At 70.9% G+C, this 14,999-nt stretch carries 6 protein-coding genes and 1 riboswitch; of the genes, 2 read left to right on the forward strand and 4 right to left on the reverse strand.

The features are described 5' to 3' along the window. Positions 1-67: 67 nt before the first annotated feature. On the forward strand, positions 68-2,872 hold the full coding sequence (locus ACFY2Q_RS21125) for a glycoside hydrolase N-terminal domain-containing protein (protein WP_387132704.1): 2,805 nt from the start codon (positions 68-70) through the stop codon (positions 2,870-2,872). An 83-nt stretch (positions 2,873-2,955) separates the two neighbouring features. Here the strand turns inward: ACFY2Q_RS21125 and ACFY2Q_RS21130 are convergent, their stop codons facing one another. The 3 genes from ACFY2Q_RS21130 to ACFY2Q_RS21140 form a co-directional block, all read right to left on the reverse strand. Further along, positions 2,956-3,951 (reverse strand): ribonucleotide-diphosphate reductase subunit beta, encoded by a 996-nt coding sequence (locus ACFY2Q_RS21130; protein WP_387132898.1) that lies wholly within the window; start codon positions 3,949-3,951, stop codon positions 2,956-2,958. A gap of 44 nt (positions 3,952-3,995) precedes the next feature. After that, the gene (locus ACFY2Q_RS21135; protein ID WP_387132901.1) at positions 3,996-6,314 is read right to left on the reverse strand and encodes a ribonucleoside-diphosphate reductase subunit alpha; all 2,319 of its coding nucleotides are present in this window, start codon (positions 6,312-6,314) and stop codon (positions 3,996-3,998) included. A gap of 194 nt (positions 6,315-6,508) precedes the next feature. Further along, positions 6,509-6,718, reverse strand: a riboswitch (cobalamin riboswitch). Between the two features lie 86 nt (positions 6,719-6,804). Further along, positions 6,805-8,031 (reverse strand): MFS transporter, encoded by a 1,227-nt coding sequence (locus ACFY2Q_RS21140; RefSeq protein WP_387132706.1) that lies wholly within the window; start codon positions 8,029-8,031, stop codon positions 6,805-6,807. A 41-nt stretch (positions 8,032-8,072) separates the two neighbouring features. On the opposite strand from ACFY2Q_RS21140, the gene ACFY2Q_RS21145 reads away from it, so the two are divergent. Further along, positions 8,073-9,167 (forward strand): ROK family protein, encoded by a 1,095-nt coding sequence (locus ACFY2Q_RS21145; protein ID WP_387132708.1) that lies wholly within the window; start codon positions 8,073-8,075, stop codon positions 9,165-9,167. Positions 9,168-9,242: 75 nt separating this feature from the next. Here the strand turns inward: ACFY2Q_RS21145 and ACFY2Q_RS21150 are convergent, their stop codons facing one another. After that, complete coding sequence (locus tag ACFY2Q_RS21150) at positions 9,243-14,960, reverse strand: GH92 family glycosyl hydrolase (protein WP_387132710.1); 5,718 nt, start codon at positions 14,958-14,960, stop codon at positions 9,243-9,245. Positions 14,961-14,999 lie beyond the last annotated feature (39 nt).

The raw sequence follows: 14,999 nt of genomic DNA on the forward strand, positions 1-14,999 counted from the left end.
GCACCAGCGCAGACACCCGACAGGGAGACGGTCGACCCGACGAGCGCCGTCCCGAGGAGGCCCCGATATGTCAGATGTAACGCGCAGGCAGGCGCTCACGATCGGGGCAGCGGGCGCCACCGGAGCGCTGCTGCCGCTCTCCCTGCTCGCCGACGACCCGGCCCCCGCGTCAGCCCAGGCGGCGGCCGCCGCCAACGACCTGGCGCTGTGGTACGACGAATCGGCCGGCACCGAGTGGTTGCGGGCACTACCGATCGGCAACGGTCGCCTCGGCGCCATGGTCTTCGGCAACGTCGACCGCGAAACGCTCCAGCTCAACGAGGACACCGTCTGGGCCGGCGGTCCACACGACCCCAGCAACACCCGGGGCGCCGGATCGATCGCGGAGATCCGCCGCCGGGTCTTCGCCAACCAGTGGACGCAGGCGCAGGATCTGATCAACCAGACGATGCTCGGCAACCCGGTGGGACAGCTGGCGTACCAGCCGGTGGGCAACCTCCGCCTGACCTTCGGCACCTCGACCAGCGCGTCGCAGTACACCAGGCGGCTCGACCTCGCCACGGCGATCACCTCGGTGGCGTACGTGCTCAACGGCGTACGCCACGAGCGGGAGGTCTTCGCCAGCGCGCCGGACCAGGTCATCGTGGTGCGTCTGAACGCCGACCGGGCGGCCTCGCTCACCTTCTCCGCCACGTTCGACAGCCCGCAACGCACCACGGTGTCCAGCCCGGACGGCGCCACGATCGCCCTCGACGGCACGTCCGGCAGCCAGGAGGGCGTCACCGGCGCGGTCCGCTTCTACGCCCTGACCCACGCCACAGTCACCGGTGGCACCGTCACCAGCTCCGGCGGCACACTGCGGGTCTCCGGCGCCACAAGTGCCACGCTGCTGATCTCGATCGGCTCCAGCTACGTCACCTACCGCAACGTCGGTGGTGACTACCAGGGCATCGCCCGTCGGCACCTCACCGCCGCCCGCGCTCGCGGTTACGACGAGCTCCGCGCCCGGCATGTCGCCGACTACCAGGCGCTGTTCGGGCGGGTGAGCCTCGACCTGGGCCGCACCGCCGCCGCCGACCGGACGACCGACGAACGGATCGCGCAGCACAGCAGCTCCACCGACCCGCATTTCTCCACGCTGCTGTTCCAGTACGGCCGGTACCTGCTGATCTCGTCCTCCCGCCCGGGCAGCCAGCCGGCGAACCTCCAGGGCATCTGGAACGACCAGATGACGCCGTCGTGGGACTCGAAGTACACGATCAACGTCAACCTGCCGATGAACTACTGGCCTGCCAACTCGACGAACCTGGCCGAGTGTCACCGCCCGGTCTTCGACATGATCAAGGATCTCGCGGTGGCCGGCGCGCGGACCGCCCAGGTGCAGTACGGCGCCGGCGGATGGGTCACCCACCACAACACCGACGCGTGGCGGGCCACATCGGTCGTCGACGGCGCGTTCTGGGGCATGTGGCAGACCGGCGGCGCCTGGCTGAGCACCCTGATCTGGGATCACTACCTGTTCACCGGTGACGTCGAGTTCCTGCGGTCGCACTACCCGGCGATGAAGGGGGCCGCGCAGTTCTTCCTGGACACCCTCCAGACCGAGCCGACCCTGGGCTGGCTCGTCACCAACCCGTCGAACTCACCGGAGCTGTCCCACCACGCGAACGCCAGCGTCTGCGCGGGGCCCACCATGGACAACCAGATCCTGCGCGACCTGTTCAACGGCTGCGCCCGGGCCAGTGAGATCCTCGACGTGGACCCCACGTTCCGGGCACAGGTCCGCGCGACCCGCGACCGGCTCCCACCGACCCGGGTCGGCTCGCGCGGCAACGTGCTGGAGTGGCTGTACGACTGGGTGGAGACCGAGCCCAACCACCGGCACGTCTCCCACCTGTACGGCCTGCACCCCAGCAACCAGATCACCCGCCGGGGCACCCCGCAGTTGTACGAGGCGGCGCGGCGGACCCTTGAGTTGCGCGGTGACGACGGGACGGGCTGGTCGCTGGCCTGGAAAATCAACTTCTGGGCGCGGCTGGAGGACGGCGCGCGGGCACACCGGATCCTGCGCGGCCTGGTCACCACTGCCAGGTTGGCGCCGAACATGTTCGACCTGCACCCGCCGTTCCAGATCGACGGCAACTTCGGCGCCACCGCGGGCATCGCCGAGATGCTGCTGCACAGCCACAACGGCGAGCTGCACATCCTTCCGGCGCTGCCGAGCGCCTGGCCGCAGGGCCGGGTGACCGGCCTGCGCGGGCGCGGTGGCTACACGGTGGGCATCGCGTGGAGCGCCGGCCAACCTCAGGAGGTCCTGATCAGCGCCGACCGCGGCGGCACGGTCCGGTTGCGCTCGCGCCTGTTCACCGCCACCTACTCGGTCGTCGACGCGGCCACCGGCGCCCCGGCCCGCACCACCACCATCGAGTCCGACGTCATCGAGCTCACCGTGCAGGCGGGACAGACCTACCGGGCGTACCCCGGAACCAGCCCGACCCCGACGGCGAGCCCGACGCCCACGCCGATCCCGACGCCCACCCCCACGCCGACAAGCACTCCCCCGCCGTCCGGTTCGGCGACGGCCACCTACGCCATCACCAACTCGTGGGCCGGCGGCTTCCAGGCCACCGTGACCGTCACCGCCGGCTCCGCGCCGATCAACGGGTGGACCGTCTCCTGGACCTTCCCCAACGGGCAGACAATCGGCCAGCTCTGGAGCGGCACCCACACCCAGACCGGATCGGCCGTACGCGTGACGAACGCCGCCTACAACGGCGCGCTCGCCGCCGGCGCCTCGACCACATTCGGGTTCACCGGCTCCTGGAACGGCACCAACAACCCGCCGGCCAGCCTCACCTGCACCACGAGCTGAGCCCGCCAGTCTCCCGCGCGGGAGCTTGGTTCGGCCACCCGCCTACCGGGCGGCGGGTGGCCGAGCCCCACGCGTGACCGCTGCTAGAAGTCGTCGTCGAAGGCGACCGCGCCCGTCACACCGACCTGGTACGCCGACACCCGCCGCTCGAAGAAGTTGGACAGCTCCTGCACGTCCTGCAACTCCATGAAGGCGAACGGGTTGGCCGAACCGTAGTGCGGCGCGATGCCGAGCTGGGCAAGGCGGCGGTCGGCGACGTGCTGGAGGTACTCCCGCATGTCCGGCAACGTCAGGCCGGGCACGCCGTGGCCCAGCAGGTCCTCGGCGAACTGCACCTCGCACTCGACGGCCTCGGTGAGCATCTGGCGGACCTGCTCGGCGAGGTCGTCGTCGAACAGGTCCGGCTCCTCGGCGCGGACGGTGTCGACCACGTCGAACGCGAACGCCATGTGCATCGACTCGTCGCGGAACACCCAGTTGGTGCCGGAGGCCAGGCCGTGCAGCAGACCCCTGGAGCGCAGGAAGTAGACGTACGCGAACGCGCCGTAGAAGAACAGCCCCTCGATGCAGGCGGCGAAGCAGATCAGGTTGAGCAGGAACGTCCGCCGGTCATCACGGGTTCGCAGCTCCCGTAGGTCGCCGAGGGAGTCGATCCAGCGGAAGCAGAACTCGGCCTTGCGCCGGATCGAGGGAATGTTCTCGATGGCGGCGAAGGCCTCGAACCGCTCGGTCTCGTCGGGGACGTACGTGTCGAGCAGGTTGAGATAGAACTGGACGTGCACGGCCTCCTCGAACAGTTGCCGGGACAGGTAGAGCCGACCCTCGGGGCTGTTGACGTGCTGATAGAGGTTGAGCACCAGATTGTTGGCGACGATCGTGTCGCCGGTGGCGAAGAACGCGACGAGGCGGCCGACCAGGTGCCGTTCGGCCGGTGACAGCCTGTCCAGGTCGGCGAGGTCGGCGTGCAGGTCGACCTCCTCCACCGTCCATGTGTTGCGGATGGCGTCGCGGAACCTGTCGAAGAAGTGCGGGTAGCGCATCGGGCGCAGGGTGAGATCCATCCCGGGGTCGAGCAGCATGTGCGTGGTCCTCGTGTCGGTGTCGGTCGTGGTGGCGGCGGCGGTCACTGGCAGGCCTCGCACGACTCGGGGTTCTCCAGCGAGCAGGCAAGCGCGTCCGCGTCGGTCGTGGGCGGCGCGAGGACCGCCACGGTGGCCTGCTGGATGCGGGTGGCGGGACGCGATCGCAGGTAGTAGGTGGTCTTCAGCCCGGCCTTCCAGGCGTACAGGTACATCGAGGAGAGCTTGCCGATGGTGGGCGAGGCCAGGAACAGGTTCAGCGACTGGGACTGGTCGATGAACGGGGCGCGGGCGGCGGCCAGGTCGACAAGCGCCCGCTGCGGCAGCTCCCACGCGGTGCGGAACAACTCCCGCACGTCGGCCGGCAGCTCGTCGACGCCCTGCACCGACCCCTCGGCACGGCGGATCGCCGACCGGATCGCGTCGGTCCACAGGCCACGGGCCTTCAGCTCGCGCACCAGAGCGGTGTTGACCTGAAGGAACTCCCCCGACAGCGTCTCGCGCTTGAACAGGTTGGACACCTGCGGCTCGACGCACTCGTAGCAGCCGGCGATCGAGGCGATTGTCGCCGTCGGCGCGACCGCCACGAGCAGCGAGTTGCGCAGCCCGTACGCCCGCACCCGCTCGCGCAGCGCGGCCCAGCGCGCGGTCTGCGTACCCTCGACACCCCACAGGTCTGGTTGCAGGTCGCCCCGCGCGGCCCGGGTCTGCCCGAACGCCGGGTGCGCGCCGAAGCGGCGGGCCAGGTCGGCGGAGGTCTCCAGCGCGGTCAGGTACAGCTCCTCGCTGATCCGGGTGGACAGCTCCCGCGCAGCCGGCGAGTCGAACGGCAGCCGCAGCGCGAAGAACACGTCCTGGAGGCCCATCAGCCCGAGCCCGACGGGCCGCCAGCGGGGGTTGCTCGCCGCCGCCTGCGCTGTCGGGTAGTAGTTGATGTCGATGACCCGGTCGAGGAACGTCACAGCCGTGCGGACCGTCTCGCGCAGCCGATGCCAGTCGATGCCGCTGCCGGTGAGGTGCGCGGCGACGTTCACCGAGCCGAGGTTGCACACCGCCGTCTCGGCGTCGCTGGACACCTCGATGATCTCGGTGCAGAGGTTGGACAGGTGCACGACGTTGCCCGGCTCGGCCGTCTGGTTGCACAGCCGGTTGGCGGCGTCCTTGAACGTCATCCACCCGTTGCCGGTCTGGGCCAGGGTGCGCATCATCTTCCCGTACAGCTCTCGGGCCGGGACCTGCCGCACGTAGCGGCCCTGCGCCTCGGCCTCCCGGTACGCGGCGTCGAACCGCTCCCCCCACAGGTCGGGCAGCTCCGGCACCTCGTGGGGGTCGAACAGCGACCACATCGCGTCGGCCTCGACCCGGCGCATGAACTCGTCCGGGATCCAGTTGGCCAGGTTCAGGTTGTGGGTACGCCGGGCGTCCTCGCCGGTGTTGTCCCGCAGTTGCAGGAACTCCTCGACGTCCGGGTGCCACGGCTCCAGGTAGACGCAGGCCGCGCCCTTGCGCCGGCCGCCCTGGTTGACGGCGGCGACGCTCGCGTCAAGCGTGCGCAGCCACGGCACGATCCCGTTGGACTGCCCGTTGGTGCCACGGATCAGCGCGCCCCGGGACCGGACCCGGGAGTATGCGATGCCGATGCCCCCGGCGAACTTGGACAGGTTGGCGACCTGCGCGTACCGCTGGTAGATCGAGTCCAGCTCGTCGCGCGGCGAGTCGACCAGATAGCAGGAGGACATCTGCGTGTGCCGGGTGCCGGAGTTGAACAGCGTCGGCGAGCTGGGCAGGTAGGCCAGGCTGGACATCAGCCGGTAGAAGCCGACCGCCTCGTCCGGCGTACGGGACAGGCCGCAGGCCACCCGCAGCAGCCAGTACTGCGGGGTCTCCAGCACCAGCCGGCTCGTCGGGTGGCGCAGCAGGTATCTGTCGTAGACGGTACGCAGGCCGAAGTACTCGAAGCGGCGGTCGCCGTCCGGGTCGATCGCGTCGTCGAGCATCTCGGCGTGCGTCGCGACGAACGCGGCGGTGTCGTCGCCGATCAGGCCCTCGGCGTGACCGATCCGGATCGAGGCGCTGAACGAGGTGACGCCCTGCCGACGCACCTCCTTGTCGACGTAACCGGACAGCAGCCGGGCGGCCAGGCGCGAGTATTGCGGTTCCTCACCGATCATCTCGGCCGCGGTGTGGATGGAGAGCCGATCCAACTCGGCAGTCGTCGCTCCGTCGTACAGGCCGCTTATCGTGCGGGTGGCCACGCGCAGCGGGTCGACGTCGGCGAGGTCGTCGGCCCACCGCTCGACCGCCCGGACGATCCTGTTGACGTCCACCGGCTCGGTGGCGCCGTCGCGCTTGCGGACCTGCATCGGCGTCCGCCGCAGGGCCGTCGCGCCGCTGGCCGGGACTACCTCGGTGACTGTCACCACTCACTCCTCGCGAGTTCGAGACCAGATGGCCCTCGGACGCGCGGAGACAGACACCGGCGGACGCCACGCCCGAAAGGCGTGGGTCAGGTGGCGTCAGCCGTCCCACGCGGCCTCGGACCGCCGTCCACCCGGGTGCGGGTGTACGGCGCGCTGGCAGGTCTTCGGACTCGCGGGCACGACCGGGCTCGCCGGTCTCCTACCGGCCGTCGCTTCCCAGACCGTGTGGCCCAGTGCTGATGACGGCTGTCGTTCCCACTCACCGCTGCGGGACAGTCCCGGATTTCCACCGGGTTCCCTCTTGCCTCGACCACCGGAGCGGCCGAACCAGCTGCGCTCGACACCATATATAGGGGCGGCAGCGTTTGTCACACCCCACATGTCGGCGTCGGCGTGTCGCCGGCGCCGACGCCCACCACCATCGATCGACGGGTCAGCCCGCGAGGGCGATCGGCTCCGAGGCCCGCGTCCGGCGCTCGGCCGCGAAGCTGACCGCCGCCAGGCCCAGGCCGAGGATCGCGAGGATCACTCCCACCCAGGCCGGCGCGAGATAGCCGAAGCCCGCGGCGATGACGACACTGCCCAGCCCGGCACCGAGGCTGTTGGCGACGTTCATGGCGGACTGGCTCATCGCCGCTCCCATCAACTGCGCGCCCGGCGCCACGGTGATCAGGCGCGCCTGGAGGACCGGCCCCAGGTAGAGGCTTGTCGCGCCCACCAGGAACGCGCCCACGAACAGGCCGACACCGTTCGACGCGACGAGGCCGAAGACGGCGATGCTGACGATCATGGCGACGAAACCGACGACCATGCTCCGGCGCAGGTCCCGGTCGGCGAGCCAACCGCCCAGGGCGTTGCCGACTGTCATGCCCAGACCCACCGCGACGAGCACCCACGGCACTGTCGCGGCCGAGAGGCCTGCGACGTCTGTGGTGACCGGCGCGAGGTAGGTGTTGACAGCGAACAGCCCGGCGAGGCCCACCGCCCCGGTGGCCGCCACGAGCCACACCTGCGAGGTCCGCAGGGACCGCAACTCGGCGGCCGGCGAGGCGTCGACCGCTGCCACGACCTCCGGGACGACGGCCAGGACCGCCAGCAGCGTGAGCACGAACACGCCGGCGATCACCAGGTACGCGGCACGCCAGCCGACCGCCTGCCCGAGCCGCGTCACCGCCGGCACGCCCACCAGGTTGCTCACGGTCAGACCACCGAGCACTGCGGCGAACCCCCGGGCCTCGTTGCCGGGGCCGAGCATGGCCGCCGCGAGCAGACCCGCCGCACCGAAGTACGCGCCGTGCGGCAGCGCCGCGACGAACCGGGCCACGAGCACCAGGTCGAACGTCGGCGCGAGCGCCGACGCGACGGTGCCGACGATGAAGAGAGCGAGCAGACCGAGCACGAGCTTCTTACGCGGCAGTCGGGCGGTCAGCGCGGCGATCAGGGGCGCGCCCACCACCACGCCGAGCGCGTAGGCGCTGATCGTCCAACCCGCGCGGGCCACCGCGTCCGACGACGACACGGCGTACTGCTGTGGCAGCAGGCCGCGTGCGATGTCGGGCAGCAGGCCCATCGCGGCGAACTCGGTGAGGCCGACCGCGACACCGCCCAGCGCCAACGCGAGAACCGCCAGCAGGCGTCGATTTCTGCTCAGTGCATGCACCGAGCGAATTTAGCAACAGCGTTGCGTAATAGGGTGGTGAGATGACGCGCACCACAGCCGACGTCACATTCCTGCGCGGCTACAACCAGGCACTGGTCATGGCGCTGGGACGTACCGTGCGGACGTTCGAGCGGTCGACGGTTGTCGACGCCACAGGCCTGACTCCCCAGGCGGTCTCCAAGGTCATCGCCCGCCTGACAGTCGACGGCCTGATCCGTCCCGCAGGTGTCCGCCGCCCCGGCATCGGCAAGCCCGCGATCGTCTACGAACTCGTGCCCGACAGCCGGTACGCGATCGGCGCGCACGTTGCCCGCCGTACGCTGCGGCTGGTCCTTGTCGACCTGGCCGGCACCGTGCACCACTGCGCGGTCAGCCCACTGCCCGGTGACTTCACTCCGGCGCAACTCCTCGACGCGCTGAGTGCCGGCATCGACGCGCTACCCGGCGTCACCGACCTGCGCGGCCGGCTGACCGGCGTGGGCATCGGCATGATCGGCCCGCTGGACCACGCGCAGGGCGTGGTCCGCGACGCCCACGGGCTGCGGCACTGGCACGACATCCCGCTGCGCGAACTCGCCGAGGCGCACCTGGGCCTGCCCGTGCATCTCGACAAGGACGTCACCGCGGGGATCACCGCCGAGGCATGGCGGCACGGCGGGACGTTCGGCGACGCCGCCCTCATCATGGTCGAGTCCGGCATCGGCGCCGGCTTCTGGCTGGGCGGCACCGCCCACCGGGGCGTGCACACGAACGCCGGGGAGTTCGGCCACACAGTTGTCGCCCTGGACGGGCCGCCCTGCGTCTGCGGGCGGCACGGCTGCCTGGAGATCGTGCACCACCACGCCGCCGAGGCCGGCGACATCGCGCGGGCGGCCCGCGTCCTGGCGGTCGGCGTGGTCAACCTGCTCCAGACCCTCGACCTCTCCCGCGTGGTGCTTGCCGGCGCCGACCTCCTGCGCCACGCGCAGACCTACCTCGCGGCTGTCGAGGAGGCCGTGCACACCGACGTGCCCCGCGCGGACTGGCTCACCACCGACGTGACGCTGTCCAGCCTCGGCGCGGACGTGATCGCCGCCGGCGCCGCCATGCAGGTCCTCGACAAGCACTACGGCGTTCCGGATCTCACCCCGCTCTAGGTCCGGACGCCTGCGGAACGCGCGTGGGGCGGGCCGTGACCACGGCCCGCCCCACGCGGCTGCGCTACCGCCTACTCACTTCGCGCCGGTGACGGTGAACGGCCTGGACACCGTCGTCGCCGACCGGGCGCCGGCAACCGTGACGCTCGTCGTGCCCGCCTTCGCCGCGCCCGGGACACCGACGGTCGCGCCGGAGATCACGCCGTCGCCGTTCGCCCGCACGGTGCTGACCGCGAGGCCGTCGCCGAGGGTGATCGTGACCGTCTCGTTCGGCACGAACCCGGACCCGTCGACGGTGATCGACGTGCCGCGCGGACCCGCCGTGCTCAGCAGCGCCACCCGTGGCTGGTAGCCCGGCGCCTCCGCCCGCCCGGTCACCTGGACGGTGGCCGTGGCCGGCGTACGGGTGGACACGCCCGTCGCGGTGACGGCGTACCTGCCGGGCTGCGCGTCGCCCGAGGTCGGGAGCGAGGCGCGGACCGTTCCCGTCGCGGAGGCCGCGACAGTCGTGGTCCGGGACGGGTCGGTGCCGACGCTCACGGTCACCTGCTCGCCGGCGGCGAACCCGCTGCCGTCGACGGTGATCGTGTCGCCGGTGACGACGGTGCCGGCCTTCGACAGCGCGATCGTCGGCTGGGATCCACCCCGGGCGACTGTCACAGTGAAGGCCGTGGTGCTGCTGGCCCGGGTGTCCCACGCCGTGACGTGCACCGTGTAGGTGCCCTCCCGCGCGTAGGTGTGCTGCCCGCTCATCGCACCTGACGATCCGATGGCGACGTCGTCCGGAGCCGTGCCGTCGCCCCACTGGACGCGGGCGCGGTAGCCGGTCGTGCCGGGAACGCCGCCGGTCACCGAACCGAGGTTCGCCGCGAGGGCCTGCCCGGCGGTCGCCGTCTGGTCCTTCGGGGCCACCGTCGCCAGCGCGGGGGCCGGCGTGCCGTCGTTGGCGACGGCGAACACGTGGATCCGGCCCGCCGAACGGGGATCGCCGGTCTGCGTCGGCAGGGTCACCGACACAAGCGTCTTGCCCGCTGGGATCTGGTACGGCGCGGTGGCGAACAGGAACGGCTGGGCGCCGTCCCGGCTCGTGCCGGACAGCCGGTACGCCGTCTTGGCGACGACGATGTTGCCGTAGGACGGGGTGCCGTTGGCGTTGCCGCCGAGCGTCCAGTCACTCAGCTGGATCGGGATGCTCGCCGTGCTGCCGTCGCTGAACGTCGCCGTGCCCGTGGTGCTCTGGTTGCCCTGCGTTCCGGCACCGATGAACGAGATGCTCCGGGCGTCGTCGGGCAGGTCGAGAGCGACAGTCGCACCGTTGCCTGTGGCGTTGTCGGGCTGCCCGGCCGGGATCGCCGGCAGCGTGAACCGCAGCGCCGTCCCGGGGACCTGCTGCTGCTGGCCCTGGACCGCGCCGCCCGCCGTCAGGGCGGCCCGCGCGTACGCCCACGACTTGGCGTCGCAGTCCGCCGCGAGGACCCCTTCGTCACCGATGCAGACGCTGTCGAACGCCGCGGTGAGGCCGGACTTCGGCACGTACGCCACCTCGACGCCGACCGTCGCGGAGCTCTGGCTCTCGCCGTCGCTGACCGTGACGTTCGCCTGGTGGTAGCCCGGCGTGGCGTAGGTGTGCGACCCACCGATGCGGTAGACAGCCCGCGAGCTGAGCGTCAGGGTGCCCTCGGTGACGGGCGTGCCGTCACCCCAGTCGATCGTGGCCCGGTAGCCGTCGGCGGCACCGCCGGTCACGGACGCCAGCGGCACCGAGACGGGTGCGGCGGTCGTCGCGTGCACGCTGCCGGCGGCGGTCACCGTGATGTCGCCGCCGCCGATGTCGAGGTCACCGCCGGCGAGCAGCTCGATCTCGGCGAGGGTGGTCTGCGCGGCGCCGACGGTCTTCGTCACCGCGAGGCGGAACTGGGCGAACCGACCCGGCTTGTCGATCTCGTACGGGCGGGTCTGGTTGCGCCACGGGAACACCTGGCCCTTGCGGGAGTCCACAGTGGTCCAGGTGATGCCGTCGTTGGAGCCCTGCAACAGCCAGTCCCCCGGGTCACCCACACTCGCGCCGGAGGTGACCGTGTAGAACGTCGGCTTCTGCTTGCCGCCACGGAACGCCCAGGTGATCTGCGGCGTCGCCGAGGCGAAGGTCAGCTGCGTGGTCGACGAGTCGTCGAACAGCTTCGACGCGTCCTGACCGCCGGTGGCGGTTGCGGTGCCGAGACCGGGGCCTGTGGTGTCCTGCAACGGCTTCGGTGCCTCGTTGCCCTTGGTCAGCGACGGCGGGGCGTCGTTCTTGCCGCTGCCCCACGACGACGGGTTGGGGCCCATCTGGAAGTCGATGGTGCCGCCCTTGGCGAGCGTGGCCACGTCCAGGGACAGGCCGCGCTGCTTCTTGCCGTTGACCTTCACGTCCTGCACGTACACGTTGCGGGTGCTGTTGTTCGGCGCGTTGACCACGATGTCGCCGCTGCTGCGCCGGACTGTCATCTTGGTGAACTGCGGCGAGCCGATGGCCCAGTGGGTCGACCCGGCCTGCAACGGGTAGATGCCCAGCGAGCTGAGGACGTACCACGCCGACATCTCGCCGTTGTCCTCGTCGCCCAGGTAGCCCTGGCCGATCTCGCTGCCGACGTAGAGGCGCCGCAGGATCTCGCGTACCGCCGCCTGGGTCTTGGCCGGTGCGCCGGCGAAGTCGTACATGTACGGGATGTGGTGCGACGGCTGGTTGCTCATGCCGAGCTGGCCCATCCGCACCGCCCGCGCCTCGAGCATCTCGTGGATGATGCCGCCGTACCCGCCGGGACGGTCGGCGTTCTCCGGGGTGGCGAAGAAGGTGTCGAGCTTGTCCCGCAGCGCCTTCTGACCGCCGTACAGGTTGGCAAGGCCCGTGCCGTCCTGCTGGGCGGTGAACGCGAAGTTCCACCCGTTGGTCTCGGTGTAGACGCCACCCCAGTCCAGCGGGTCACCGGCGAGGAAGTTGCCGGAGGCGTCGCGGCCCTGGAAGAGCTTGGTCTTCGGGTCGAAGAGGTGCACGTAGTTGCGAGCCCGCTCCAGGAAGTAGCGCGACTCCTCCTTGAGCCGGTCACGCTGCGACTTCGGCGTGGCCGGGTCCTTGGCGAGAGCTGCGGCCATGTTGCCGATGCCGTAGTCGTTGATGAAGCCCTCAAGCGCCCACGACACCGACTCCCCCGTGGAGGTCGGGGTGTAGCCGAGGAACAGCGAGGTCTCGATTCCCTTGCGGCCGACCGCGCCGCGCCCGGACGCGACGGTCGCGTCCTTCACCGCCGCGTCGTACGCCGCGAGCGGGTCGGGCAGCTTGACCCCACTGAGGTACGCCTGGGCCAGTGCCACGTTCGCGCTGGTGCCGGTCATCAGGTCGGCGTAGCCGGGCGACGACCACCGGGCGATCCAGCCACCGTCACGGTAGTGCTGGACGAACCCGTCGGAGATCTTGGCGGCGACGTCCGGGTACAGCAGCGCGTAGGCGGGCCACACGGTGCGGTAGGTGTCCCAGAAGCCGTTGTTGACGTAGATCTGCCCGTCGACGATCTTCGCGCCGGTGTGGGTGGCGGTCGACGTGCCTGTCGGCGCCGACACCGGGCTCGCGTACTGCCAGCGTGGCTTGGCGGCGGTGCCGGTGTTCTCCGACTGCGAGTTCGGGTAGAGGTTGAGCCGGTACAGGTTGGAGTACATGGTCACGAGCTGCGCCTCGGTCGCGCCGCGCAACTCGACGCGGCCGAGCCGGTCCTTCCACGCCGCGGTGGCGGCGGCGCGGATCTGGTCGAAGCTGCGCCCTGTCGCCTCCAGGTCGAGGTTGCGGCGGGCCTGGTCGACCGAGAGGAACGACGTCGCGAGCCGCATCGTCACCTGCCGGTTCGCCGAGACGTCGAAGGTCGCCGACGTCGCCGACGAGGCCGTGGGCGCCCGGTCGAAGGCACCGGACACGAACATCCGGCTGCGTCCGGCCGACAGGCCACTTCCGTTGTCGACCCAACCGGTGAACGTGCCGTCCGTACCGATGGTGAAGGTGCCGTTGTAGAAGACGAGGCTTCCGGTCGGCGACCCGGACGGGAAGGTGAACCGCATGATGCCGGCGTGGTCGGTGGGCGACATCTCCGCGACCAGGCCGTTCTGCAACGCGACCCGGTAGAGGTCGGGCTGTGCCGTCTCGTCCGCGTGCCGGAAGGCGACCGCCCGGCTGGCCGGCGTCCCGGTCAGCGAACCGTCGCCGGCCACCGGCATGACCGACATCTGGTTGCGGTCACCCATCCACGGGCTGGGCTCGTGGGAGATCGCGAGGCCCTGGAGCGTGGGCAGGTTTGCCGCGTTGTTCGTCCGGTGGTACTGGTACTCCCAGGAGTCGGACGTCGCGTCGGTCACCGGCGTGAAGAAGTTGAAGCCGTTCGGCACGGCGGTGATCGGCAGGTTGTTGCCGCGCGAGAATCCGCTCGTCGAGTTGGTCCCGCGCCGGGTGTCGACGTAGTTGGTCAGCCGGGAGCCGTCGATCGACGTCGGCGTGCCCGTCACCTCGACGTCGTCGAGCCAGCTGGTGAACCGGGTGTCAGCGGCGGCCTGCGGATTGTCGTAGGCGAGCAGGATGCGGTCGATGGTCTTGCCCCGGGCGACAGTGCCGATGTCGGCCTGCACCGAGTTCCACTGGTCGGCGACGAGCGCCTTCGAGGTGCCCTGCCCGGCGGCTGTCAGCGGGTTGCCGTGCTGGTCGACGGCCGACCGTCCACTGAGGTAGCTGCCGTCGGTGAAGTGCAGGTCGACGGCCGCGAAGGTGGACGGGTACTGCCCGTCCGCGCCCGTGAACTCGGGGAAGATCTTGTAGGACAGCCGGGTGTGGGGGCCGACCGGGATGGCGACGTCGAACAGCTTGTTCGTGGCGTACGAGCGACCGTCGGTCTCGGCCCCGCCCGCGTAGCGCAGGGCGGCGAGCCCGGTGAAGCCGACGTTCGGCTTCGTGGTGTATCCGCCGGCCGGACCGGCGCCGACGACGCTGACCATGGGCGGAGCCGGCGGCCGGGTGTTCGAGCCGTCGCTGATGTCGAAGTCGGCGAGCTGCACGAGGGGTGCGCCGGAGTTCGCCGAGATGGTCAGCCGGTAGTACGCGTAGGCCGTCGTGTTGGTGACGCTGTAGGTGTTCGTGGCGAACCGCTTGGCGAAGCTCTGCCCCGTCTGCCGGTTGAGATCGGTCCAGGTGCTGCCGTCGGCGGAGCCCTGGAGCGTGAAGTCCCTGGGGTCGCGCGTCGGTTCGTCGTCGGCCGAGGTCAGCGCGTACCGCGCAACGACCGTCGGCGTGGTGAGGCGGTACGTCACCGAGCCGGTCCGTTCGAAGGCCAGCCACTTGGTCGCGGGATCGCCGTCGGCGAGTTTCGCGGCGGTCTCGTTGGGCGGGTTCTCGGCGGTCGCGGTGACCGCGGCGACCTGGCCGAGCAGGCTGCCGGGCAGGACCCGGCGGGTCGATCCGGTCAGGTTCGCCTGAACCGGCCGACCTTTCGCGTCGACCTCGACGGTGGTCGCGGCGGGCTGCGGGTCGGCCTGCTCGAACGACGAGCTGAAGGCGCCGGCCGGCGCGGCGCCGGGTGCGGCGCTGGCCAGGGGCGCGGCGACGACAAGCCCCACCGGCAGCAGGGCGACGGTTGTCGCCGCGACCAGCCGGAGGGACACGGTGCGCGCACGGGTGAGATACGGCATGGGGGCGGGGCCTTTCGACTCGATCTGGTCGAGCGGGTCGTACGTGTGGTGGTCGGTCGTCGGTCGTCGGTGCCGGCCTGACATCGTTGTCATCGGGTCTCGACGACATGCGACAGCAGGACCGGTGGGTGG

Origin of the sequence: Micromonospora sp. NPDC000316 (assembly GCF_042898885.1) — a bacterium.
In the GTDB taxonomy this organism is placed as follows: domain Bacteria; phylum Actinomycetota; class Actinomycetes; order Mycobacteriales; family Micromonosporaceae; genus Micromonospora.